This window comes from Amycolatopsis thermalba, assembly GCF_003385215.1.
GTDB classification, from domain to species: Bacteria; Actinomycetota; Actinomycetes; order Mycobacteriales; family Pseudonocardiaceae; genus Amycolatopsis_E; species Amycolatopsis_E thermalba.
In genome coordinates this window covers 23,111-45,184 of the sequence record NZ_PQHW01000015.1, presented here as the reverse complement: position 1 = coordinate 45,184, position 22,074 = coordinate 23,111, and the positions used below count along the sequence as shown (strand labels likewise).

At 72.5% G+C, this 22,074-nt stretch carries 24 protein-coding genes; 12 read left to right on the top strand and 12 right to left on the bottom strand.

What is annotated here, in order from left to right; translation table 11 throughout:
- Window positions 1-117: 117 nt before the first annotated feature.
- Window positions 118-804, top strand: coding sequence for a histidine phosphatase family protein (locus D0D15_RS09275; protein WP_094004144.1), 687 nt, complete (start codon window positions 118-120; stop codon window positions 802-804).
- A complete protein-coding gene (locus D0D15_RS09270; RefSeq protein WP_158224397.1) occupies window positions 801-1,577 on the top strand; it encodes an SAM-dependent methyltransferase in 777 nt (258 codons plus the stop codon). The genes D0D15_RS09275 and D0D15_RS09270 overlap by 4 nt, the downstream gene beginning before the upstream one ends.
- Window positions 1,578-1,633: 56 nt before the next feature.
- On the opposite strand, the gene D0D15_RS09265 is transcribed toward D0D15_RS09270, so the two are convergent.
- Genes D0D15_RS09265 through D0D15_RS09255 form a run of 3 tightly spaced genes read right to left on the bottom strand, consistent with a single transcriptional unit; the run spans window position 1,634 to window position 3,617 of the window.
- Window positions 1,634-1,999 (bottom strand): hypothetical protein, encoded by a 366-nt coding sequence (locus D0D15_RS09265; RefSeq protein WP_094004145.1) that lies wholly within the window; start codon window positions 1,997-1,999, stop codon window positions 1,634-1,636.
- 36 nt (window positions 2,000-2,035) lie between these two features.
- Window positions 2,036-3,220 (bottom strand): MFS transporter, encoded by a 1,185-nt coding sequence (locus D0D15_RS09260; RefSeq protein WP_094004146.1) that lies wholly within the window; start codon window positions 3,218-3,220, stop codon window positions 2,036-2,038.
- 49 nt (window positions 3,221-3,269) lie between these two features.
- Entirely contained in the window at window positions 3,270-3,617 is a 348-nt protein-coding gene (locus tag D0D15_RS09255) for a winged helix-turn-helix transcriptional regulator (protein WP_233157116.1), read from the bottom strand.
- 71 nt (window positions 3,618-3,688) lie between these two features.
- Here D0D15_RS09255 and D0D15_RS09250 point away from each other — a divergent pair, with 71 nt between their 5' ends.
- A complete protein-coding gene (locus D0D15_RS09250; RefSeq protein ID WP_115944368.1) occupies window positions 3,689-4,690 on the top strand; it encodes a zinc-binding alcohol dehydrogenase family protein in 1,002 nt (333 codons plus the stop codon).
- Between the two features lie 18 nt (window positions 4,691-4,708).
- Window positions 4,709-5,248 carry an NADAR family protein gene (locus D0D15_RS09245; protein WP_094004149.1) on the top strand — a complete coding sequence of 180 codons (540 nt, stop codon included), beginning with the start codon at window positions 4,709-4,711 and terminating at the stop codon, window positions 5,246-5,248.
- Window positions 5,249-5,447: 199 nt separating this feature from the next.
- Here D0D15_RS09245 and D0D15_RS09240 read toward each other — a convergent pair whose 3' ends face one another.
- From D0D15_RS09240 to D0D15_RS09210, 7 genes are read right to left on the bottom strand one after another with little or no spacing between them, the layout of a single operon-like run.
- A complete protein-coding gene (locus D0D15_RS09240) occupies window positions 5,448-5,765 on the bottom strand; it encodes a hypothetical protein (RefSeq protein ID WP_094004150.1) in 318 nt (105 codons plus the stop codon).
- Between the two features lie 16 nt (window positions 5,766-5,781).
- The gene (locus D0D15_RS09235) at window positions 5,782-6,921 is read right to left on the bottom strand and encodes an alpha/beta hydrolase family protein (RefSeq protein ID WP_094004151.1); all 1,140 of its coding nucleotides are present in this window, start codon (window positions 6,919-6,921) and stop codon (window positions 5,782-5,784) included.
- The gene (locus D0D15_RS09230) at window positions 6,921-7,661 is read right to left on the bottom strand and encodes an SDR family NAD(P)-dependent oxidoreductase (RefSeq protein ID WP_094004152.1); all 741 of its coding nucleotides are present in this window, start codon (window positions 7,659-7,661) and stop codon (window positions 6,921-6,923) included. The genes D0D15_RS09235 and D0D15_RS09230 overlap by 1 nt, the downstream gene beginning before the upstream one ends.
- Complete coding sequence (locus tag D0D15_RS09225; RefSeq protein ID WP_094004153.1) at window positions 7,658-8,608, bottom strand: fumarylacetoacetate hydrolase family protein; 951 nt, start codon at window positions 8,606-8,608, stop codon at window positions 7,658-7,660. The genes D0D15_RS09230 and D0D15_RS09225 overlap by 4 nt, the downstream gene beginning before the upstream one ends.
- 10 nt (window positions 8,609-8,618) lie before the next feature.
- Window positions 8,619-9,557 carry a VOC family protein gene (locus D0D15_RS09220; protein WP_094004154.1) on the bottom strand — a complete coding sequence of 313 codons (939 nt, stop codon included), beginning with the start codon at window positions 9,555-9,557 and terminating at the stop codon, window positions 8,619-8,621.
- Window positions 9,558-9,570: 13 nt separating this feature from the next.
- Window positions 9,571-10,692 carry an FAD-dependent oxidoreductase gene (locus D0D15_RS09215; protein WP_115944367.1) on the bottom strand — a complete coding sequence of 374 codons (1,122 nt, stop codon included), beginning with the start codon at window positions 10,690-10,692 and terminating at the stop codon, window positions 9,571-9,573.
- Window positions 10,693-10,700: 8 nt separating this feature from the next.
- Window positions 10,701-11,666, bottom strand: coding sequence for a cyclase family protein (locus D0D15_RS09210; protein WP_094004156.1), 966 nt, complete (start codon window positions 11,664-11,666; stop codon window positions 10,701-10,703).
- Window positions 11,667-11,774: 108 nt separating this feature from the next.
- Here D0D15_RS09210 and D0D15_RS09205 point away from each other — a divergent pair, with 108 nt between their 5' ends.
- The 6 genes from D0D15_RS09205 to D0D15_RS09180 all read left to right on the top strand — a co-directional run bounded on the left by D0D15_RS09205 (window position 11,775) and on the right by D0D15_RS09180 (window position 18,719).
- On the top strand, window positions 11,775-12,692 hold the full coding sequence (locus D0D15_RS09205) for a LysR family transcriptional regulator (protein WP_115944366.1): 918 nt from the start codon (window positions 11,775-11,777) through the stop codon (window positions 12,690-12,692).
- 14 nt (window positions 12,693-12,706) lie between these two features.
- Window positions 12,707-13,189, top strand: coding sequence for a DUF3237 domain-containing protein (locus D0D15_RS09200; RefSeq protein WP_094004158.1), 483 nt, complete (start codon window positions 12,707-12,709; stop codon window positions 13,187-13,189).
- Between the two features lie 41 nt (window positions 13,190-13,230).
- Window positions 13,231-15,045: a glycoside hydrolase family 3 protein gene (locus D0D15_RS09195; RefSeq protein ID WP_233157117.1), complete on the top strand. Its 1,815-nt coding sequence runs from the start codon at window positions 13,231-13,233 to the stop codon at window positions 15,043-15,045.
- Window positions 15,046-15,230: 185 nt separating this feature from the next.
- The gene (locus D0D15_RS09190) at window positions 15,231-16,511 is read left to right on the top strand and encodes an MFS transporter (protein ID WP_094004159.1); all 1,281 of its coding nucleotides are present in this window, start codon (window positions 15,231-15,233) and stop codon (window positions 16,509-16,511) included.
- Window positions 16,512-16,526: 15 nt separating this feature from the next.
- The gene (locus D0D15_RS09185; RefSeq protein WP_244214941.1) at window positions 16,527-18,002 is read left to right on the top strand and encodes a CYTH and CHAD domain-containing protein; all 1,476 of its coding nucleotides are present in this window, start codon (window positions 16,527-16,529) and stop codon (window positions 18,000-18,002) included.
- Window positions 18,003-18,029: 27 nt separating this feature from the next.
- Window positions 18,030-18,719 carry an IspD/TarI family cytidylyltransferase gene (locus D0D15_RS09180; RefSeq protein WP_094004160.1) on the top strand — a complete coding sequence of 230 codons (690 nt, stop codon included), beginning with the start codon at window positions 18,030-18,032 and terminating at the stop codon, window positions 18,717-18,719.
- A 7-nt stretch (window positions 18,720-18,726) separates the two neighbouring features.
- On the opposite strand, the gene D0D15_RS09175 is transcribed toward D0D15_RS09180, so the two are convergent.
- Entirely contained in the window at window positions 18,727-19,503 is a 777-nt protein-coding gene (locus tag D0D15_RS09175; RefSeq protein WP_094004161.1) for an IclR family transcriptional regulator, read from the bottom strand.
- Window positions 19,504-19,650: 147 nt separating this feature from the next.
- Here D0D15_RS09175 and D0D15_RS09170 point away from each other — a divergent pair, with 147 nt between their 5' ends.
- Together D0D15_RS09170 and D0D15_RS09165 are read left to right on the top strand one after the other, a co-directional pair.
- The gene (locus tag D0D15_RS09170) at window positions 19,651-20,367 is read left to right on the top strand and encodes a CoA transferase subunit A (protein ID WP_094004162.1); all 717 of its coding nucleotides are present in this window, start codon (window positions 19,651-19,653) and stop codon (window positions 20,365-20,367) included.
- A gap of 2 nt (window positions 20,368-20,369) precedes the next feature.
- A complete protein-coding gene (locus D0D15_RS09165; RefSeq protein ID WP_037323002.1) occupies window positions 20,370-21,011 on the top strand; it encodes a CoA transferase subunit B in 642 nt (213 codons plus the stop codon).
- Window positions 21,012-21,604: 593 nt separating this feature from the next.
- On the opposite strand, the gene D0D15_RS09160 is transcribed toward D0D15_RS09165, so the two are convergent.
- Window positions 21,605-22,069 carry a GNAT family N-acetyltransferase gene (locus D0D15_RS09160; RefSeq protein ID WP_233157121.1) on the bottom strand — a complete coding sequence of 155 codons (465 nt, stop codon included), beginning with the start codon at window positions 22,067-22,069 and terminating at the stop codon, window positions 21,605-21,607.
- Window positions 22,070-22,074: the final 5 nt, after the last annotated feature.

Here is a 22,074-nt window from a genome sequence, read left to right as displayed (position 1 = left end):
CCGAACACATTGTGCCCGTCCCGTTGCCATTCCGGGTGTGGCCGAAGCGGTATTGCCCTGCGCGTACGCCACGCAGGGCGGTTCGTCAAGGCTGCGGAATCCGGCGGGAGGGCCAGGATGGAGAGCACTGGTTTGGTTATCGCGCGCCATGGGGAGTCCCGGTGCGGCCGGGAGGGGATCGTCGGAGGCCCCCGCGGATGTACCGGACTGACCGAGCTGGGCCGGTGGCAAGCCGCCCGGCTGGCCGCTGCGCTCGCGCAGGAGCACGACGTCAAGCCGTTCGCCGCGCTGTACGCCACTTCGGTGCGGCGCGTCGCGGAGACCGCGGAAGTCGTCTCAGCGCGGCTCGGCCTCCCACTCACCGTCTCCGACGACCTGCGCGATCCCGACTACGGCGAGGCCGACGGCCGTCCTTGGCGGGAAGTGCTCTCCGAGGTCCGCGCGGGGCCCGAGGACGGGCTGGACATCGCCGTCGCGCCGGGAGCGGAGACGTGGAAGGACTATCTCGTCCGCGTCACCGCAGGGCTCACCCGGCTGCTCGATCGGCATCGGGGAGAGCGGATCCTCGTCATCGGGCATGGGGAAACCGTCACCACAGCGGCTCATCTCTTTCTCCGGTTGCCGCCAGAGGCACGGGTGCACGCCGGGTTCGAGGTCACTCCGACTGGCATCACCCGCTGGGAGCGGCAGCCCCTCGTCCCCGGGATCCGGGAGCGACACCATCGCTGGGTGCAGGTCACCCACAACGACACGGCCCACTTGGCCGCAGCCATCATGGCGAGCGAAGGAGCAGCCCCACCTTGACCTCGGACGCGCAGAGACCCAGTGCCCCCCGGCTCTACAGCCTCTACCTCGGCGGAAGGCACTACGGCGACGTGGAACAGGCATTCGCCGAGGAGACGGTCTACCCGTTGATTCCCTTCATCGTGGAGTGGGCGCAGCTCAGCCGCGAGTTCCTCAAACGGGCGGTCAGGTTCTGCCACGAGCAGGGGATCCGTCAGTTCCTCGATGTCGGCGCCGGCTACCCGACGCCTGGGGGCAATGTCCACGAACTCGCCTCCGGCGCACGCGTCGTGTACGTCGACAACGACCCGGACGTCGTCGACGCGCTGTCCGGCCTGACCAGCGGTTACGCGAAGGCTCAGGTGATTTCCGGTGACCTTCGTCGCCCGGCGGAGGTGCTCCGGCGGCTGGATGGGCCGCTGAACCTCGCGGAGCCCACCGCGTTGCTCATGAACGCGGTACTGCATTTCATCGACCAGCCCGCGTCACCGGTCCACGACTGGGTTGAGGCCTTGGCGCCGGGCAGCTACCTCGTCATCTCGCACGGAGTGGTCGACGACGCGTCGGCCAGTCCCGATGACCGCGCCGAACTGGTCCGGCGTTACACGCGGGATTCGGCCACGGTGATCCCGAGGACGGCCGGGCAGATATCGGAGTTCTTCCGGGGGCTCGAACTCGTTCCGCCGGGCCTGGTTCCGGCGGCCGATTGGCGGTCGAGCATCCCCCGCGCACTTCACGACCAGCGTGCTCGTCGAGGAAGCCTTGCCGGAGTCGGCTACAAGCCACTAAGGTGATCCGCCGAACGGTCCGGATCGTGAGGCGGAACCGTCCGGCGGCCTCGCGTCTGTCCTTATCGGACCACCAAGAACGTTGTCGTGTAGGTGTTTTCCGGGCAGGTGATCGTTGCGGTGTGCTCGCCGGGCCTCGCCTTGCGGGAGACCGTTGCCGACCAGTGGGTGGGCTCGGCGGTCGGGGTGAAGTTCAGCAGCACGTCCGACACCGGGTAGGCCTCCGCGTTCAGGCACCTGGCCTCCACGTCCACCACGTCGCCGCGGTGGACCACGTCCGGCTCCACGTTGATCCACCCGCACGAGCCGGTCGAACCCGGGTTCGGGTCGCAGTCCACCGGGCCGGACGCGGACGCGGCGGGCGTCGCGAACATCGCCAGCCCGACCGCCCCGGTCGCCGCCCCCATGATGATTCCCTTGACGCGCATGCCCTTTCCTCCCTGTCGGTGGGCTTACGAAGCTCCTTACGCCGCCGGGGAATCCGAGGTTGCCCTGCCGCGCCGGAAAACCAGCACCACGGAAATCACCAGGCCGAGCGCGCCGGCGAGCACGAAGGTGTTCCCGAGCCCGACGCCGTCGACCACCGGTTGCGCGATCAGCGGCGAGGCGAACTGGCCGAGGAACAGCGCCGAGGTGAGCATCCCGAGCGCGCGGGTGCGGGCCGCGGGGTCCACCGAGGCGACCACCCAGCCGTTCATCACCGGGTTCTGCAGGCCGATGCCGATGCCGGTGATGAGCATGCCGATCGCCGCCATCCAGATCCCGCCGGCGAGGCCGACGACGACCAGGCCGGCCGCGTAGGCGGCGAAGATCGCCGCGGCGAGGACCCGGAAGTCCCAGCGGGCGCGCAGCCGCCGGAAGTTCAGGCCGACCAGCGTCATGACCAGGTTCATCGCGGCGATCAGCACGCCCACCACGACCGGGCCGGTGCCGGTGATCTCACCCAGCCAGAACGGGGCCTGCGTGGGGACGGTGTAGAAGACGACGACGCCGAGGAACATCAGTGCGTACAGGCCGAACAGCCGCGGTGTCCGTTGTGGACCGTCCGGCGACGGCGCGGTCGTCGGCGCCTCGGGCACGAACCGGAGGACGAGCACGAGCATCGGCAGGGCGAGCAGGTAGACCGCGAACGGCCCGCGCCAGCTCAGGTCGGCCAGGACCCCGCCGAGCAGCAGGGCGACGACACCGCCGAACCCCATCGCGGCACCCTGCAGGCCCAGCACTCGGCCGTGCTCGGTGGCGGGGTAGTGGTCGGCGAGCAGGGCGGTCGAGGTGACCATGATCGCCGCGATGCCGACGCCGAGCACCGCGCGCCCGGCCAGCAGACCGGGCAGCCAGTCGAGCACCAGGCCCGACCCGCCACCGACGACGTAGAGAGCGAGGCCGGCCACGAGCACCCGGACCCGCCCGGCCCGGCCGCTCAGCCGGGCGAGCACCGGCGCGGCGAGCATGATCGCGAGGCCGGGCAGGGTGAGGACGAGCCGGACCAGCAGCGCGGCGTGCGGCGTACCCGCGAAGTGGTGTTCCATGCCCGGCAGGGCGGGCGTGATGGTGGCGCTGGCCATGATGGTCATCGTGCTGACGCCGAGCAGCGTGAGCAGGAGTGTCCTGGGCAGTATCCGCACCGCGGTCGCCGTCACATCCGTCATGCCGACGACGCTAGAAGCTGAAGTGAGCTGGAGGTCAAGCGCGAGTTTCTCAGGCGGGCTGCGGAAAGCGGTCGATGTTGGCTTCCACCCAGGTGCGCAGCGCGGCCAGCGGGACGGCCGCGTCGGCGCCGAGCTGGGTCAGCCGGTACTCCACCCGCAGCGGCACTTCTGGGAACACCTCGCGCTCGATCAGCGCGTGCGACTCGAGCTTGCGCAGCGTCTGGGTCAGCACCTTCGGGCTGATGCCCTGCAGCCGCGCCCGCAACGCGCCGAACCGCTGCGGGCCGCCCTCCAGCGCGCCCAGCACGAGCGCGCTCCACTTGTTCGCCAGCAGGTCGAGCATGTCCCGGCACGGGCACGCGGCGGCGTAGACGTCCTTCGGACCACAAGTCTGCACGCTGCGATGGTATCCGATGGGAACTTGTGCGCCTTGCAGGTAACTACTACCTTCCTACTACCGTCGCCGCCATGACGACCATGCGCGCGGTGGCCTACCGCAAGCCCCTCCCCATCACCGATCCCGCCGCTCTCGAGGACGTCGAGCTGCCGGTCCGGGAGTCGGGGCCGCACGACCTCCTGGTGCGCGTCGAGGCGGTGTCGGTCAACCCTGTCGACACGAAGGTGCGCGCCGGCTCCGACCCGGGCGGCGAGCCGCGGGTGCTCGGCTTCGACGCGGCCGGCGTGGTGGCCCGGACCGGCGCCGAGGTGACCCTCTTCCAGCCCGGCGACGAGGTCTACTACGCGGGCACGATCGACCGGCCGGGCACGAACGCCGAGTACCACGTCGTCGACGAGCGCATCGTGGGCCCGAAGCCGCGGAGCCTGTCGTTCGCCCAGGCCGCGGCGCTGCCGCTGACCAGCATCACCGCGTACGAGACGCTGCACGACCGGTTCCGGGCCGGCCCGGACAGCACCGGCACGCTGCTGGTCCTCGCCGGGGCGGGCGGGGTCGGGTCGATCCTGATCCAGCTGGCGCGGGCGCTGACCGGGCTGACCGTGGTGGCGACCGCGTCCCGTCCGGAGTCGCGGGACTGGGTGCGCTCGCTGGGCGCCCACCACGTGGCCGACCACCGGGAGCTGGTCGCGAGCGTGCGGGAGGTGGCGCCGGACGGCGTGGACTACGTGTTCTCCCCGAACACCGCCGGCCGAATCGAGGAGTTCGCCGAGCTGCTGCGCCCCGGCGGCGCGATCACCGCGATCGACGAGCCGGAGGGGCTGGAGTTGTTGCCGCTCAAGGGGAAGAGCATCAGCTTCCACTGGGAGCTCATGTTCACCCGGCCGCTGCACGGCTGGGACCTGATCGCCCAGCACGACCTGCTCGCGCACGTCGCCGAACTGGTCGAGGCGGGCGCGGTCCGGACCACGCTGACGACCGAGCTGAAGCCGATCAACGCTTCGACGCTGCGGCAGGCGCACGAGCTGACGGAGACCGGGCGGACCGTCGGAAAGACGGTGATCGCCGGCTTCTGATCGGCGATACTGCCGGTTGTGCGAGCGGAGTTGATCGAGCGGGTGCGACGGGGTGAGCGAGTCGAGTACCTGTTCTTCTGGGGTCACCGGCCGGAGCCGGACGGCAGCGCGGGGCGCGGGTGCCTGAGCCAGTGGTGGCCGGCGCGGTTCACCGTGGACGGGCGCGAGTTCGCCACGGCGGAGCACTACATGATGTGGCGCAAGGCGCTGCTGTTCGGCGACTCGGCGGTGGCCGAGGAGGTGCTGCGCGCCCCGCACCCCGGGCGGGCGAAGGAGCTGGGCCGCCAGGTGGCGGGCTTCGATCCGGCCCGCTGGGAGGCGTCCCGGTACGACATCGTGGTCGCCGGTTCGGTCGCGAAGTTCGGCCAGAACCCCGACCTGGGGCGGTTCCTGGTGGGCACGGGCCCGCGGGTGCTGGTGGAGGCCAGCCCGGTCGATGCGATCTGGGGTATCGGCGCCGCGGCGGACGACCCGCGCGCCGGGGATCCGGAGCGCTGGCCGGGGCTGAACCTGCTGGGCTTCGCGCTGATGGACGCGCGGGCGCAGCTGCGAGGTTGAGATGGGTGATCCGCTCTCGCGGCCGGATGCCCGGTGGCTGAGGTGCGGCAGGTGCGACTCACGGCACCGCCCAGGCGCTGGTCGGTGGCCTGCGGGTGATCGGGCCGGACGGCCCGCACGCCGCGGAGGCCTGCACTGGCAGGGCCGGAAACGACTGGGCTTCGCCCCGCCGGGCGCGAAGCCCAGCTGCGGGCCGGGGCTACTGTTTGTCCGCGCGGTAGCGGGCAAGCAGTAGCCGGATGACGGGAGCGCCGTCTTCTGCTGCCAGGTAGCTGGCGCCCTCGAACGGAACCTCGCCTTCCCAAGCGCCGACATCAGCGGGATCGTCGCCGCCGACGGAGAGGAGCACGTGGGCGTGGCGGGCCCGGAAGTAGAACCGCTCGCCCTCGGGCAAGCGGCCTTCGAGCTGGACCGGGGCCGCCGGGGAGGTCAGCGTGGCTTGCCAGCCTTCTGCTTCCAGTTCGGCCAGGAGGCGTCGCCAGCCCTCCACGTGCTGCCGCCACTCGTCGTCCGTCACCTCCGGAGTATGCCGGTCAGCGGCCCGCGAACACGTCCGCCACCCAGTCGGCGACGTAGCTGCTCACGTACGGCAGGTGGTCCAGCCCGATGTGCTCCGTCGCGCCCTCGGCCGGGGTGAAGATCCGCAGGTCGCGCCGCGGGCTGGCCGTTGCCTGCTCGTACGAGCGGTGGGCGTACGCCAGCGGGATCTGCCGGTCGTTCTCGCCGTGGCAGATGAGGAACGGGACGTCGATCTTCTCCACCACGCCGTCCAGGTTGACCGCGTCCGCGAAGCCGATGAACTCCTCCAGGTCGGAGTGCCCCCACACCCACAGCACGTGCTCCCAGTAGTGTGGCACCGGCCGCTCGCCCTCGCGCTCCAGGCGGCGCCTCTGCACGGCCCCCCAGTCGTGGTTCGCGCCCCACGCCACCACCAGCGCGAGCCGCTTCTCGAACGCCGCGGCGCGGGGTGCGTAATAACCACCCAGCGACCATCCGACCAGGCCGATCCGCGACGAGTCCACATCGGACCGGCCCACCAGGTAGTCCACGCACGCCGCCGCCCACGCCTCCGTGTCCACGCGCGCCGTCAGGCCCTGCAGCCGCAACGCCTCGCCCGACCCGGGGCAGTCCACCATCAGGCACGAGATCCCGCGCGCCGCCAGCTCCGCCCAGTGCCCGGAGGAGTACATGTGCTCCTTGGTCGAGTCCAGCCCGTTCCACATGATCATCACCGGCGCGGGGCCCTCGACCGGCGCCGCGCTGAAGTACGCGGGCAGCGTCGTGCCCTCGTACGGGATCTCGACCCGCGACACGCCGGGCGCAAACGCTTTCTCCTGCAACGCAAGCACCCGCCGGTAGGTGTCCAGCCGCCCGGGCGCCGACGCGCTCTGCATCCGCTCGGCCTGGCACAGGTAGTTCGTGGCCCGCGCGTACAACTGCCGCGCGGTGCGGGTGTGCCCGGCCGCCTCCGCTTCCTCCGCCTGCTCCACGAGCTGGTCGGTGAGCGCGGTCCACGCCGTCAGAAAGTCGGCGGTGCCGGCGTCCTCACCGCGCTGCGCGGCCTCCTTGATCGGACGGCAGGCGCGGTCGACCTCGTCGATGAGCCCGCCGCTGTTCAGCGTCGCGACGACGCCCAGGTTCCAGACGTAGTTGCCGGGGAAGTACTCGAACATCAAAAGCCTTTCCGAAGTGTGTCACTGATCGATTTCACGCCGCCGTGCGCGGTCAGCCCGCCGTCCACCGGGATTTCCGCGCCCGTGATGAACGACGCGTCGTCCGAGAGCAGGAACACCACCAGCGGCGCCACCTCGTCCACGGTTCCGGTGCGGCGCAGCGGCGTCTCGGCGATGTTCGCCTCCCGGAACGCCGCCGGAGCCGACGCGGTCATCGGCGTCTCGATGTAGCCCGGGTGCACGGCGTTGACGCGGATCCCGCGCGCGCCCAGCTCCAGGCACGCCGCCCGGGTCAGCCCGCGCAGGGACCACTTGCTCGCCGTGTACGCGACGGGGTAGTGCCCGGTCAGCGCGGCCACCGAGCCGACCGTCACGATCGACCCGCCCGCGGGCATCACCGGCAGCACCGCCTGGATCGCCCGCACCACGCCGCCCACGTTCACGTCGTGCACCCGCGCCAGATCGTCCGGATCGACCTCGCCCAGCCGCGCCCGCCAGGTGATCCCGGCGTTGGCGACCAGCCCGTCCACCCGGTCCAACCCGGACACCAGCGCGGACCAGCCCGCGGCGTCGGTGACGTCCAGCCGCGCGTACTCGACCCCGGGCAACGGTTCCGCCGGTGACGGATCGAGGTCCACGCCGATCACCCGCGCGCCCTCCTCGGCCAGCAGCCGCGCCTCCGCCGCGCCCTGTCCCCGTCCGGCGCCGGTCACGATGACGACCTTGCCGGCGACCCTCATCGCGTGCGCTTCCGCGGGCGGGGGCGCGCCGCCCGCACCGGAGGCAGGTCCACCCCGGCGACGACGGTGTTGCGGATCGTGCCGATGCCCTCGACGGTCATCTCCACGACATCCCCCGGCTTCAGCGGCGGCACGTCCCGCCCCCGGCCCCACAGCTCGGCGAGGCAACCGCCGTTGCCGCAGGTCCCGGACCCGAGCACGTCCCCGGCCCGCACCCAGGTGCCGCGCGAGGCGTAGGCGACCAGCTCCTCGAACGGCCAGCCCATGTTGGACAACAGGTCCTGCCCGATCAGGTCGCCGTTCACCGACACCCGCAGGTCCAGCTCCAGAAACCCGTCACCGTCGCGATAGGACTCCAGCTCGTCCGCCGTCACCAGCCACGGCCCGAGCGTCGTCGCGGAGTCCTTGCCCTTCGCCGGGCCGAGCTGCACCTTCATCTCCCGCCGCTGCAGGTCGCGGGCGGACCAGTCGTTCAACACCGTGTACCCGAAGATCTCCACCTGCTCCGGCGTCAGCGACGACCCGTCCCGCCCCACCACGGCCGCGACCTCCAGTTCGAAGTCGAACAGCCGCGAACCCGGCGGCACCGGCACGTCGTCGAAGGCGCCGAGCAGCGCGTACGGGTTGGTGAAGTAGAACGTGGGCGCCTCGTACCACTCCGGCACGACCCCGGATCCGCCGGAGACGCTGGCGACCACGCCCTCCACGTGCTCCTCGAACGCGACGAAGTCCCGCACGGTCGGCGGCGCCAGCGGCGGCAGCAGCCGCACGCGGTCCAGCGGCACCGGCGGTTCGCCCAGGGCGGCGGCACCCGCCTCCAGCGCGGCGGGCAGACCCGATCGCACCAGGTCGAGCACCGTCACCTCGGGCGGCAGCGGGTGGATGCCGTCGCCGGCGACGACACCGGCCCGGACCACGCCATCGAGTGAGTAGGTGGCGAAACGCATCAGGAACTCCTCACACCGGCGGGGCGACGAACAGGCCCTTGTCCGGATCGTTGAACGACTTCTGCGCGACGAACTCGTTCATCGCGTTCGCCGTGCCCCACTGGTCGGACACCTCGGGGTCGCTGAAGTCGTAGAGGTGCGGGTGCCAGGTGTCCTCGTCGATCAGCTCCAGCTCGGTGGTGTACTCCATCGTGTTGCCGTGCGGGTCGAGGAAGTAGCTGAACGTGTTGTTGCCGGCCAGGTGGCGGCCGGGCCCCCAGATCTTCTCCACCCCGGCGCGCAGCAGCCGCCCGGTGCCGCGCATGTACTCGTCCAGCCCGCGCATCTCGAACGACACGTGGTGCAGCGACGGGTGCGGGCAGCGGGCGATCGCCATGCTGTGGTGCCACGAGTTCACCCGCATGAACCACATCATCTCGCCCATCCGCGGGTGCATCAGGATGTCCGAGAGCCGGAACCCGAGGTGCTTCTCGTAGAACGCGCGAGTGCCCTCCGGGTCGGCGGAGTTGATCACCACGTGCGACAGCCGCACCGGGACGGACTCGCCCTCCTCGATCTTGCGGTGCGCGCGCACGGCCACGTCGGCGCTGATCTCGATGGTGCGGCCCTCGTTGTCGAAGAACCGGAACCCGTAGCCTCCACCGGGGGTGTCGATGGCGCCGGGCTCGCTCACCAGCTTCACGCCGGACGACGCCAGCCGGGCGGCCAAGGTGTCCACATCGGACGGGGTGGCGGCGCCGAACGAGATCAGGTCGATGCGCTTGTCGGCGGCCTGGCGCAGCCGGATCACGTACTGCTCGGGCGATCCCTCGGCGGCCAGGAACGCGATGCCGGAGTCGGTGTGCTCGGTGGTCAGGCCCCAGGCGCCGGTGAAGAAGTCCTGCTGCCGGGCCAGGTCCGGCACGGCCAGGTCGACGTGGCGCAGGTGGGTGATGAGTCGGTCGGTCATGGGTCCTCCTGGGTCAGGCGGGCTGGGTGACGAGTGCGGCGACGCGGCCCATCAGGCCCGGCACGTCGCCCTGTTCGTGGTCGAGGAGCCACTGGCCGAGCTGGTTGGACGCGTCGACGACGGCCTTCGCGCGCTCGTAGCGGCGGTCGGTGAAGGCCCGCCACAGGTTTTCGTCGAGCGTGTCCGCGGCGAGCAGCAGTTCGGTGAGGACCGCGGCGTCCTCGAGGGCTTGCGCGCCGCCCTGCGCGAGGGTGGGCGGGCAGGAGTGCGCGGCGTCGCCGATGAGCACGACGCGCCCGCGGTGCCACGGCGGCGGCAGCACGTGGGTTTCGAACCAGGTGTAGTTGACCCGGGACGGATCGGTGAGCGTCTCGCGGATCTCGTCCCACGGGCCGTGGTAGGCCGCGGCCAGCTCGCGCATCGTGGCGAGCCGCTCGTCCGGGGTCAGCGCGGAGCGGTCCTGGGCGTCTTCGACGACGTAGGCGTAGAGCGAGTTCTCCCCGGTCGGGCAGTAGCCGGCGATGTAGCACGGCCCGCCGTAGAACAGGTCTGTGCGCGTGACCGACGCCGGGCGCGGGCCGAACGCGCGCCAGATGCCCATGCCGGTGGCGCGGGTCTCCAGCTCGATGCCGAGCATCCGGCGGACCGACGAGCGGATGCCGTCGGCGCCGACCACCAGGTCGTAGCGCCCGGTGGAGCCGTCGGAGAGCACCACGTCGCCGTCGGGGTTCAGCTCGGTGACGGTGACGCCGAAGCGGGTCTTCACCCCGGTTTCGGCGGCGCGGTCCAGCAGGATCCGCGCCAGCGCCGGGCGCGGCATGCCCATCGTGGCGGGCAGGTCGGGGGCGCCGGTGCGGGCGTCCGGGATCTCCACCAGCAGGGTGCCCGCGGGGTCGGGGGCACGCAGGCCGAGGCTGTCGAAGCCGAAGCCTTCGGCGCGCACCCGTTCCCACACGCCCAGGTTGCGCAGTTCGCGCAAGGCGTTGCCCTGCAACGTGATCCCGGAGCCGATGGCGGCGATGTCGGGTTTGATCTCGGCCAGGTCGACGGCGACGCCGTGCGCGGCGAGACCGATCGCGGTGGCCGTCCCGGCGAGGCCGCTGCCGACCACCAGGACGTTGTTCACGGCTGGCATGGGAACTCCTACTTGACGGCGACGGGCGCGACCGGGGCGCCGACCGCGCCGGTCACCGGGACCGGGTCGGCGGCGAGGAAGAACTCGTACACCCCGTCGGCGGCGCAGTCGGCGGCCAGCGCGTCGAGGTCCCACATCTCGCCGAGGAACAGGCCGATGTGCGGGATGCAGACCTGGTGCAGCGGCTGGAACGCGACGTCGAACTCGTTGGGCCGCACCTCGAACCCCCAGGTGTCGGTGGCGATCCCGGCGATCTCGGTGCCGTGCAGCCAGTCCGCGGTGGTGAACGACAGGCCGGGCGCGTCGCCGCCGGCGTAGTCGCCCCAGCCCTCGCGGCGGGCGCGGGTGAGCCGGCCGGTCCGCACCAGCAGCAGGTCGCCGCGGCCGACCCGGGCGGTCCCGCCCTGCGCGGCGATCGTGGCCTCCAGGTGCTCGACCGTGATCGCGAACCCGTCCGGCAGTTCGCCGTCGGTGCCGATCGCGCGCCCGACGTCGAGCAGCACCCCGCGGCCGGCGATCCGGCCCGCGGTGGTCTCGATGCCGGTGACCTGGTCGCCCTCGCTGGTCACGACGTCACCCGCGCGGCGGCCGTTGTAGGCGGTGCCGTGGTCGAAGATGTGGCCGAGCCCGTCCCACTGCGTCGAAGCCTGCAGCGGCATGAACACGACGTCGTCCGCGCCACCGAGACCGTGCGGGAAGCCCTGGCCGCGCTCGGCGTCCAGCCCGGTGTCGAGCATCGTGTGCACCGGGTTGGTGCGGCGGCGCCAGCCCTTCTGCGGGCCGTCCGCCTCGAACCGCTGCGCCAGCGAGAAGCTCTTGCCCTGCCGGACGAGGGCGGCGCCTTCGCGGCGCTTGGCCTCGTCCAGGAAGTTCAGGGTGCCCAGCACGTCGTCGGCTCCCCAGCGGCCCCAGTTGGAGCAGCGCTTGGCCGCGGCGGCGATCGCGCCTTCGGGATCGGTGCGGTCGTGGATCACGTCGGTTCCTCCTCGAGCGACGAAGACCACTGTCGGGCACCGCGGCGGTATCAGGGAAGACGAAATCGGTGATGCGTGGTATCAGCCGCGCTGATGTAGCCTGCGCTGGTGAACCTGGCGAGCCTGGACCTGAACCTGCTGGTCGCGCTGCACGCCCTGCTACAGGAACGCAGTGTGACGCGGGCGGCCGCCAGCATGGGTCTGAGCCAGCCCGCGGTGTCCGCGCACCTGGGCAAGCTGCGCCGGCACTTCGGTGACGACCTGCTGATCCGCGTCGGCAACTCCTACCGGCTCACGCCGCTGGCAGTCCAGCTCACGGAACGCGTGCGGGTCGCGATCACCGGTGTGGAACGGGTCTTCGCCGCCGAACCGGACTTCGACCCGGCGTCCTCGACGCGGGAGTTCTCGCTGCTGATCAGTGACTACGGGGTGGCGGTGCTGGGTTCGGAGATCGCCGCGCTGCTCGCCGCGGAGGCGCCCGGCACGCGCCTGCGCCTCACCGCGAACACCCCGTCGCTGGTCGAGCAGGCGGCCCAGGCGCTGGTCAACCACGACCTGCTGCTGATGCCGCACGGGTTCATCACCGACCTGCCCTACCGCGAGCTGTACCTCGACGACTGGGTCTGCCTGGTCTCCAGCGACAACGCCGAGGTCGGCGAGGAGCTGACCGTCGAGCAGCTCGAGGCGATGCCGTGGGTGGTGACCTACCACGGCCCCACCGCGTCGACGCCCGCCGCGCGGCAGATGCGGATGCTCGGCATCGAACTGCACGTCCAGGTGGTGACCGAGACGTTCCTGACCGTGCCGAGCCTGGTGCGCGGCACCGGCCGGGTCGCGCTGCTGCAGCGGCGGCTGGCCGCGGCGGTGCCCGCCGAGCCGGCCGTGCGGGTGCTGCCGTGCCCGTTCGAGGTCGGCCCGCTGCGTGAGGCGATGTGGTGGCACCCGATGTACGACGACGACCCGGAGCACCGCTACCTGCGAGAGGTGGTCCTCCGCGCGACGGCTGTCCTGGGTCAGAATTCCTGATAGTTTGCGCGGTCATGGTGACCCCGCAGCAGCCACCGCGGCCGGAGCTGGAGTTCCTCGCCAGGGCGGAGGTGACGCTGGACGAGGTGCTCGACCTCGGCGGCACGCCCCACGGCCGCCGCCGGATCGTGCCGATCACCGGCGGCCGCTTCGAGGGCCCGCGACTGACCGCGGACGTCCTGCCCGGCGGCGCGGACTGGCAGATCCTGCAGAGCGACGGCTGGGTCCGCGTCGAGGCGCGCTACACCGCACGCGCCGACGACGGATCGCTGGTGTCGATCACCAGCCGCGGCGTGCGGCACGGCCCGCCCGAGGTGATGGCCGCGTTGCTCGCCGGGCAGTCCCCGGAGCCGTCCACGTACCGCTTCCGCACCGCGATCACCTTCGAAACCGCCGAGGACTCGCCGGACTACGCGTGGCTGAACCACGTGGTGGCGGTGAGCTCGGCGCTGCGCCGCCCGGACGCGGTGGTGCTGGACGTCTACGCGGTGCGCTGAACGGGTGTGCCAACCAATGGCACGGTGATGGATCGCCGCTGGTGGCGGGCGTCATGCTCGCCACCATGCTGGTGCCCTACAAGGATCCGGACCGTCCCGTCGAGGAGCGCGTCGCGGACCTCATCGGCCGGATGACCCTCGCCGAGAAGACCGGGTTGCTGTGTCACGCGCCGGTCGCCGTGACGCCGGACGGTGGGTTCGTCGAGGAGTCGGCCGGCATCATGCCCACCGCCCCGACCACCGAATCCGTGCGCGACAAACACCTGCGCTGCCTCACCCTCATGGCCCCGGTCGCCGCCGGGCCGCTGGCCCGCTGGCACAACCGCCTGCAGGACCTCGCCGCCCGCAGTCGTCTCGGCATCCCCGTGCTGATCTCCTCCGATCCGCGCCACTCGGCCAACGACAACCCGCTCACCTCGGTCGCCGACGGTGGCTGCTCGCGCTGGCCGGAACCGCTCGGGTTCGGCGCGATCGGTGACGAGGAACTGGTCCGCGACTTCGCCCGTGCCATCCGCGCCGAGTACACCGCGGTCGGCATCCGCATGGCCACCCACCCGATGGCCGACCTCGCCACCGAGCCGCGCTGGGCGCGCACCGTCGGCACGTTCGGCGCCGATCCGGACCTGGTCGGCCGCCTCGCCGGGGCCTACGTCGAGGAGCTGCAGGGCCCGCGGCTCGGCCCCGGATCCGTGGCGAGCATGGTCAAGCACTGGCCGGGCGCGGGCCCGCAGGCCGGCGGCGAGGACGCGCACTTCGCCGCGAGCCCGGACCAGGTCTACCCGGCCGGGCGGTTCGAGCAGCACCTCGACCAGTTCCGCCCGTCCCTGCGCGCCGGGGCCGCCGCCGTCATGCCGTACTACGGGCGCCCGGTCGGCGTGCCCGGTCTCGCCGAGGTCGGGTTCGCCTTCGACCGCGAGGTGGTGGCCGGCCGTCTGCGCCGGGACGAGGGCTACGACGGCGTCGTCTGCACGGACTTCGGGCTGCTCACGGACTCGGTGCTGCCGGGCGGGACGGTGTGGCCGGCGCGCGCGTGGGGCGTGGAGCACCTGGACCGCGCCGAGCGCGCGCTGATGCTGCTCGACGCGGGTGTGGACCAGTTCGGCGGCGAGTGGTGCCCGGAGGTGATCGCGGATCTGGTGATCAGCGGGCGCGTGAGCGAGGCCCGGATCGACGAGTCCGTGCGCCGCGTGCTGACCGTCCTGTTCCGGCTGGGGTTGTTCGAAAACCCTTACGTGAACGAGGAAATCGCCGTGACGACCGTCGGCCGGGAGGACCTCGCCGCGGCCGGTGCGGCGGCGCAGCGGCGCGCGATGACCCTGCTGACCGACTCCGTGCTGCCCCTGCCCTCCGGATGTCGGCTCTACGTCGAAGGCGTCGACCCCCGGACAGCCGCCGCATACGCGACCATTGTGGACACTCCGGTGGAGGCCGACTACGCCCTGGTCCGGATCGCGGCCCCGTACGAGCCGCGCCGGACGTTGCCCGAGGCGTTCTTCCACCAGGGGCGGCTGGACCTGCCCGAGGACGAGCGCGCGCACCTGCTGGAGCTGGCCGCCACGGTCCCGACGGTGGTCGACGTGTTCCTCGACCGGCCGGCCGTGATCCCCGAACTCGCCGAGCACGCCGCCGCGCTGGTGGCCGACTTCGGCGCCACCGACGACGCCGTGCTCGACGTCGTGTTCGGTCACGCCCGCCCCGAGGGCCGGCTGCCGTTCGAGCTGCCCCGCTCGATGGCCGCGGTCGAGGCGCACCCCGAGGACCTGCCGGGCGGCACCGAGGACCCGGTGTTCCCGCTCGGCCACGGGCTCGAGACCACGAACTGGCGGCCCCGCGCCGTGTCCCGGCGGGAGGGCTGACGATGCCGATCCACCCCGCGACGACCTGCGCACCACGGCGAGGCGTTCGTGGCGGCACTGGCGCGTTGCTCGCCTCGCATGTGGACGTTCCGGAAACCGTTCCATTGGTTGACCGCGCGCCTTAACCGGCGCCGGTGCCGCTGTCATCCTTCCCGCAGTTCGCAACGAGGCGAAAGGTGCCGACGATGAGTACGTCCTCCCTGCCCGGAACCACCACGACGACGCCGCGCACCTGGACCAACCCGGGGCGCAGCTTCCTGTTCTTCCTCGGGTTCGCGGCGATCGGCGCGGCGATGGCCCAGCTGGTGCCCGCGGTCCTGACGCTGTCGCTCAAGGCGACGCTGATCGACCCGGTCGGCGCCACGACCACCGTCTCGATCGTCACCGGCGTCAGCGCCCTGTGCGCGCTCGTGGCGTTCCCGGCGTTCGGGCGGCTGTCCGACCGCACCACCGGGCGGCTCGGGCGGCGGCGGCCCTACCTGCTGCTGGCCGCGGCGCTGTTCGCGCTCGGCGCGCTGGGCATGCTCGCCGGCACCAGCACGCTGACCCTGACCCTCGCCGGGATCGTCACCGCGATCGGCCTGACCTCGGCGACGGTGGCGATCACCGCGGTGATCCCGGACCAGTTCGCGCCGGACCGAAGAGGACCGGCGTCCGCCGTGGTCGGGTTGAGCCTGCCGGTCGGTGTGGTGATCGGGTTGTTCGTGGCGCAGCTGGTGTCGCCGAACCTGCCGGCGATGATCCTGCTGCCCGCGGCCATCGCGGTCGCCGGATGCGTGCTGTTCGCGGTGGTGCTGAAGGATCCGCGGCTGCACAAGGCGGACCGGCCGGCGTTCGGGTGGCGCGACCTGCTCGGCACGTTCTGGCTCAACCCGGTGCGGCACGCGAACTTCTCCTGGGCGTGGCTGAGCCGGTTCCTGCTGTTCCTCGGGGTCGCGGCGGTGCAGGCGTACCAGGCGTTCTACCTGATGGTCGTGCTGCACTTCCCGCCGGCCGAGGTGGCGGGCGCGGTGTTCCTGTCGACCCTGGTGCTGACCGCGGCGGCGCTGATCTTCGCCCCGGTGGCGGCGAAGGCGTCCGACCGGCTCGGCCGGCGCAAGCCGTTCGTGATCGCGTCCGCGGCGATCTTCGCGGCCGGGCTCGTGCTGGCGGCCGTCGCGGACTCGTTCCCGTTCTTCCTGGCCGCGATCGCGGTGGTCGGGCTCGGGCAGGGTGTGTACTTCGCGGTCGACATCGCGCTGGTGACGGAGGTGCTGCCGGACCCGGCGAACCCGGCGAAGGACCTCGGGCTGATGAACATCGCGAACAACCTGCCCGGCTCGGTGGTGCCCGCGGTGGCCCCGGCGGTGCTGTCGATCGGCGCCACCGCGGCGATGCCGCAGAACTTCCCGGCGCTGTTCCTGCTCGGCGCGGCGGCGGCCGCGGTGGGCGCGGTGCTGATCCTGCCCATCCGCGGCGTGCGGTAGGCGGGGTTTCCGCCGGTGACCGCCGGGGAATTCCCGGACATGGGCGCGAAAACGGTCACCGAGCGGGAGCGGAAGTTCGACTTCGACGACGGACGGCCGGTGCCCCGGCTGGCCGGCGTGGGGCCGGTGGCCGACCAGGCCCCGCCGCGGGAATCCCGGCTGGACAACACCTACTACGACACGCGCGACCTCCGCCTGGCGCGCGCGGGCGTGACCCTGCGCAGGCGCACCGGCGGCGAGGACGCGGGCTGGCACCTCAAGCGTCCCGCCGCCGACGGCGCCCGCGAGGAGACCCAGCTGCCCCCGGGCGACCACCTGCCCGCGGAACTCGCCGAAGCCGCGCGCGAGTGGACCGGTGGTGCGGACCTCGTCGAGATCGCCCACCTGCGCGTCGACCGGTTCACCCACGACCTGACCGCCGCCGACGGGCGGCGGCTGGCCGTGCTGACCGACGACCACGTCCACGGCGAGCGGGCCGGCGAGCACGCGCACCTGGACCGCTGGCGTGAACTCGAGGTCGAACTCGACACCGGGGACCCCGGGCTGCTCGACACGCTCACGCGGGCGCTCGTCGCGGACGGGGTGCGGCCCGCGCACTGGCCGTCGAAGCTGCGGCGCCTGCTCGCCGACGACCTCGCCGCGGCCGGTGCGCCGGGCAACGCGGGGGAGACCGTGATGGCCTATGTGCGCACGCAGGTCGAGGCGGTCCGGCGGCACGACGAAGGCGTCCGGCGCGGGGACGGCGACGCGGTGCACCAGCTGCGGGTCGCGCTGCGGCGGTTGCGCAGCGCGCTGCGCGGCTACCGGCGGCTCTTCGTGCGCGAGCGGGTGAAGGCGCTGGCCGACGAGCTGAAGTGGGCCGGGCGGGTGCTGTCCCCGGCGCGGGACGGCGAGGTCCGGCGGGAGACCCTGCTGGGCGAGCTGGCGAAGTTCCCGCGCGAGCCGGAAACCGAGCACGCCCGCCGCACGCTCGAGTCGCGTTTGGACGAAGCCGCGGAACGGGAGCGGCGGGCGCTGCTCGCGGAGCTGACCAGTGAGCGGTACGCGCGGCTGCTGGGGGCGCTCGACGAGTGGGTGGCCGACCCGCCGCTGACGACCTCGGCGGAATCCGGGCGCCGGGAGCTGCGGAAGGCACTGCGCCGCGCGGACCGGCGGCTGGCGGCGGCGATGGCGGCGGTCCGCGACGCCCGCGACCGGGACGCCGCCCTGCACGAGGTGCGCAAGAAGGCCAAGGCGGCGCGGTACGTCGCCGACGCCGCGCGACCGGTACTGGGCAAGCGGGTGCGCCCGTGGCGGCGGGCGGTGAAGTCGCTGCAGCGCGAACTGGGCGAGTACCACGACCTGGTGAGCGCGGGACAGCTCCTGCGGCAACAGGTGGGTGATTCGGTGTCCGATGCGTTCGTGTTCGGGCGTCTGTATGAGCGGGGTCGTGCCCGGTGTGCGGCCCTGCGGGCGGATTTCGAGCGGCGGGACCTGCCGGGCGCACCGTGACCGCCCGGTGGTGCCTACGATCGGCGCATGGCTGCGGAGCAGAACCCGACGGCGGCCGCGGTCGTGCTGGCCAGCGGGGCCGGGACGCGTGTCGGTGCCGGCGTGAACAAGGTGTACCTGCCGCTGGCGGGCCGGCCGATCGTGGCGTGGTCGCTGGCGGCGTTCGCCCGGACGCCCGGGGTCGGCGTGCTGGTGTTCGTCATCCGGCCGCAGGACCGGGCGCTCGCCGAGGAGGCGTTGTCCGGGCTCGGCGCGCGGGCCGAGATCGTGCACGGCGGCGCGAGCAGGCAGGACTCCGAGCTGAACGCCCTGCGGCACCTGGCCGGGCGCATCGAATCCGGCGCGGTCGACGCGGTCCTGCTGCACGACGGCGCCCGTCCGCTCGTCACGCCCGCCCTGATCACCGAGGTCCTGCGCACGGCACGCGAGCACGGCGGCGCGATGCCCGGTGTGGTGGCGGACGACATCGTGACCGACGAGGGCGCCCGGCCGCCGGGCACGCTGGTCCGCGCGCAGACGCCGCAGGGCTTCCGCGCCGCCCCGCTCGTCGCGGCCTACGAACAGGCCGCGCGCGAGGGCTTCGCGGGCACCGACACGGCCTCGGTGATGGAGCGGTACTCGCGGACGCCGGTGCGGTGGGTGCCGGGCGCGGTGGAGAACATCAAGGTGACGTACCCGCACGACCTGCTGGTGGCGGGCCGGATACTGGCGCGCTGACGGTCCTTCAGAGCCCGGTGCGCTGCCGGTCCGCGCGGAGTGCCGTCGTCAGCGCATGGGCCTCCTTGAGCAGCAGCGCGCCCATCTGCGCCCGCCGCGGCTCGCGGAAACGCGACTCCACCCCGGTCAGCGTCAGCGCCCACGCCGGCTCCCCGGACGAGCCGAACACCGCCGCCGCCATGCCCCAGCTGCCCTCGACCACCAGACCCGGGTTGACGGCGTACCCGCGCTCCCGCGTCTCGGCGATCCGCTCGCGCAGCGGCCCCGGCGCGTGCGCCTCGCCCCACCGCTCCGTCAGGTCGACCCGCGCCAGGTACTCGTCGATCTCCCGGTCGGACAGCAGCGACAGCACGACCAGCCCGGCCGAGACCACCCCGAGCGGGAACCGCGCGCCCTCGTACAGCACGAACGACCGGATCGGGAAGTCACCGTCCTCGCGCAGCAGGCACACCGTCTCGTCGCCGCGGCGGGCGGAGAAGAACGCGCTCTCCCCGGTCGCCGCCGCGAGCCGGTGCACGCTCGCCCGCGCGTGCTGCGTCACGTCGTAACGCGCGGCCGCCGACTCGCCCAGCAGGTACAGCTCCGGGCCGAGGTACCACTGGCCGCTGCGCTGGTCGCGGTCGACGAACCCCTCGTCGGCCAGCGCGGCGAGCAGCCGGTGGACCGTCGGGCGCGCCAGCCCGGTCAGGCGGGACACGTCCGACGTCGACGCGCCGGGCTCGCCCGCGGCGGACAGCGCGCGCAGCACGATCGCGGCGCGGCCGATCACATGGGCAGGTGGCATGTCCCCATGGTATGTCCACTCAGTGAACGCCCGCGCCCGGGATGTTCATCTGACGAGAGATCCAGTGCGCCTGCTTGACCGGGTTTTCCCAGGTCGTCTTGACTGCGGACAGGTGCTCATTCCACGGACGCTCGAAGGAGAGTTCACGTGTCCAAGGTGTTCGGCGCGGCCGCCGACGCGATGGCCGGCGCGCTGCGGGACGGCATGACGATCGCGGTCGGCGGCTTCGGCCTGTCCGGGATCCCCTACGACCTGATCGAGGTCGTCCGCGACTCCGGCGTCCGCGACCTGACGATCGTGTCGAACAACATGGGCGTGGACGGCAAGGGGCTCGGGCTGCTGCTGGAGAACAAGCAGGTCCGCAAGGTGATCGCGTCCTACGTCGGGGAGAACAAGCTGTTCGCGCAGCAGTACCTGGACGGCACGGTCGAGGTCGAGTTCGCGCCGCAGGGCACGCTGGCCGAGCGGATGCGTGCCGGTGGCGCCGGCATCCCGGCGTTCTACACGAAGACCGGGGTCGGCACGCCCGTCGCCGAGGGCAAGCCGCACGCCGAGTTCGACGGCGAGACCTACGTGCAGGAGCGCGGCATCGTCGCCGACCTGGCGCTGGTGCACGCCCACACCGCCGACCGGGAGGGCAACCTCGTGTACCGGATGGCGGCCCGCAACTTCAACCCGGTCGTCGCCACGTGCGGCCGGGTGACGGTGGTGGAGACCGAGGTCCTGCTCGACGGCTACGTCGACCCGGACCTGGTGATCACCCCCGGTGTGTTCGTCGACCGCCTGGTGGTCGCCACGCCGCGGGAGAAGGAGATCGAGAAGCGCACGGTGCGCCCGCGGGCGCTCGCCGGAACGGAGGCGTGACCATGGGCTGGAGCCGCGACGAGATGGCCGCGCTGGCGGCGGCGGAACTGCGCGACGGGGACTACGTCAACCTCGGCATCGGCATCCCCACGCTGGTGGCCAACCACATCCCGGACGGCGTGCGGGTGACCCTGCAGAGCGAGAACGGGATCCTCGGTCTGGGCCCGTTCCCGTTCGAGGGCGAGGAGGACGCCGACCTGATCAACGCAGGCAAGCAGACGGTGACCGTCCAGCCCGGCGCGAGTTTCTTCGACTCGGCGACGTCGTTCGCCATGATCCGCGGCGGGCACATCGACCTGGCGATCCTCGGCGCCCTGCAGGTGGCCGCCAACGGCGACCTGGCGAACTGGACCGTGCCCGGCGCGCTGGTGAAGGGCATGGGCGGCGCGATGGACCTGGTCGCGGGCACCAAGCGGATCATCGTGATCACCGACCACGTGGCGAAGGACGGCAGCCCCAAGATCGTCGAGACGTGCACGCTGCCGCTGACCGGCGCGGGGGTGGTGGACCGCATCATCACGGACCTGGCGGTGCTGGACGTGACCCCGGAGGGCCTCCGCCTGGTGCGGCTCGCGCCGGGCGTGACGGAGGAGGAGCTGCGGGAGAAGACGGGCGCGAAGGTGCTGGAGCCGGTGGCGGGTTAGGGCTTCCGCGCGGGCCGGCTGTGCTGCGCTGCCGCAACCAGCGCTGCACGGCGGGCGGGCCGTGGCGGCGCGTGGCGGCGCTGCGGGCGCGAATCGGCCACGCCGTCGAGGCGGCTGTGCGTGCCGTGCTGCCATCGGGGGCTGTGCGTGCCGTGCCGTCGGCGCGAGCTGTGGTGCCGTGCTGCCATCGGGGGCTGTGCGTGCTGTGCCGTCGGCGCGAGCTGTGGTGCCGTGCTGCCATCGGGGGCTGTGCGTGCTGTGCCGTCGGCGCGAGCTGTGGTGCCGTGCTGCCATCGGGGGCTGTGCGTGCTGTGCCGTCGGCGCGAGCTGTGGTGCCGTGCTGCCATCGGGGGCTGTGCGTGCTGTGCCGTCGGCGCGAGCTGTGGTGCCGTGCCGCCACCGGGAGCTGCGCGCGCCGCGCCACCACCGCGAGCCATGTGGGCTGTGCAGGCCCTCGGCTCGGGCCACCGCGCCCCAACCCGCGCGTGCTGTGCCTGCCACCGTGCCCTGCGCGCCACCGCGTGCCACGGTCGGGGCCCCGCGGGTCACCACCGGTCTCCCCCCCCGCTCGCCGGGATCAGGGGTTCGCCAGATCAGCGGGTTCCCGTCCGCGTTCCGTGGTACCTCATGGTGATCTTGCGATCGCCGTCACCGTGCCGGCGCACCTCGCGGAAACCCAGCCTCCGGTACAGCGCGCGGGCCCGCGTGTTGACGGCCAGCACGTCCAGCTCCACCGCGACCTCGTGCCGGTCCGCGTCGGCGATCAGGTCCGTGATCAGCAGGCTCCCGACGCCGCGGCCCTGGAACTCCGGCAGCAGTTCGATCCGCCCCAGGTACAGCGAGCCGGGGCGGTGCTCCACGCTGAGCATCCCCGCGTCAGCACCGTCCACGGTGACGATCCGCCACCGGCCCGGAGCGAAACCGCGGTCGTGGTACGCGCGCTGCTCCCGCTCGTCCCAGCCCCACACGGCCGCGACGTAGGCGCCCATCGCGGCTTCGTGCAGCCGGAAGCAGAACTCGCGGTCGCCCTCCGTCGCCGGGCGCAGGGCGACTCGCACGTGAC

Coding starts and splice junctions, on each gene's coding strand:
- D0D15_RS09275 (WP_094004144.1), top strand. CDS start 118: ATGGAGAGCACTGGTTTGGTTATCGCGCGCCATGGGGAGTCCCGGTGC.
- D0D15_RS09265 (WP_094004145.1), bottom strand. CDS start 1,999: ATGCGCGTCAAGGGAATCATCATGGGGGCGGCGACCGGGGCGGTCGGG.
- D0D15_RS09260 (WP_094004146.1), bottom strand. CDS start 3,220: ATGACGGATGTGACGGCGACCGCGGTGCGGATACTGCCCAGGACACTC.
- D0D15_RS09250 (WP_115944368.1), top strand. CDS start 3,689: ATGACGACCATGCGCGCGGTGGCCTACCGCAAGCCCCTCCCCATCACC.
- D0D15_RS09235 (WP_094004151.1), bottom strand. CDS start 6,921: ATGTTCGAGTACTTCCCCGGCAACTACGTCTGGAACCTGGGCGTCGTC.
- D0D15_RS09230 (WP_094004152.1), bottom strand. CDS start 7,661: ATGAGGGTCGCCGGCAAGGTCGTCATCGTGACCGGCGCCGGACGGGGA.
- D0D15_RS09225 (WP_094004153.1), bottom strand. CDS start 8,608: ATGCGTTTCGCCACCTACTCACTCGATGGCGTGGTCCGGGCCGGTGTC.
- D0D15_RS09220 (WP_094004154.1), bottom strand. CDS start 9,557: ATGACCGACCGACTCATCACCCACCTGCGCCACGTCGACCTGGCCGTG.
- D0D15_RS09215 (WP_115944367.1), bottom strand. CDS start 10,692: ATGCCAGCCGTGAACAACGTCCTGGTGGTCGGCAGCGGCCTCGCCGGG.
- D0D15_RS09200 (WP_094004158.1), top strand. CDS start 12,707: ATGGTGACCCCGCAGCAGCCACCGCGGCCGGAGCTGGAGTTCCTCGCC.
- D0D15_RS09190 (WP_094004159.1), top strand. CDS start 15,231: ATGAGTACGTCCTCCCTGCCCGGAACCACCACGACGACGCCGCGCACC.
- D0D15_RS09180 (WP_094004160.1), top strand. CDS start 18,030: ATGGCTGCGGAGCAGAACCCGACGGCGGCCGCGGTCGTGCTGGCCAGC.
- D0D15_RS09175 (WP_094004161.1), bottom strand. CDS start 19,503: ATGCCACCTGCCCATGTGATCGGCCGCGCCGCGATCGTGCTGCGCGCG.
- D0D15_RS09165 (WP_037323002.1), top strand. CDS start 20,370: ATGGGCTGGAGCCGCGACGAGATGGCCGCGCTGGCGGCGGCGGAACTG.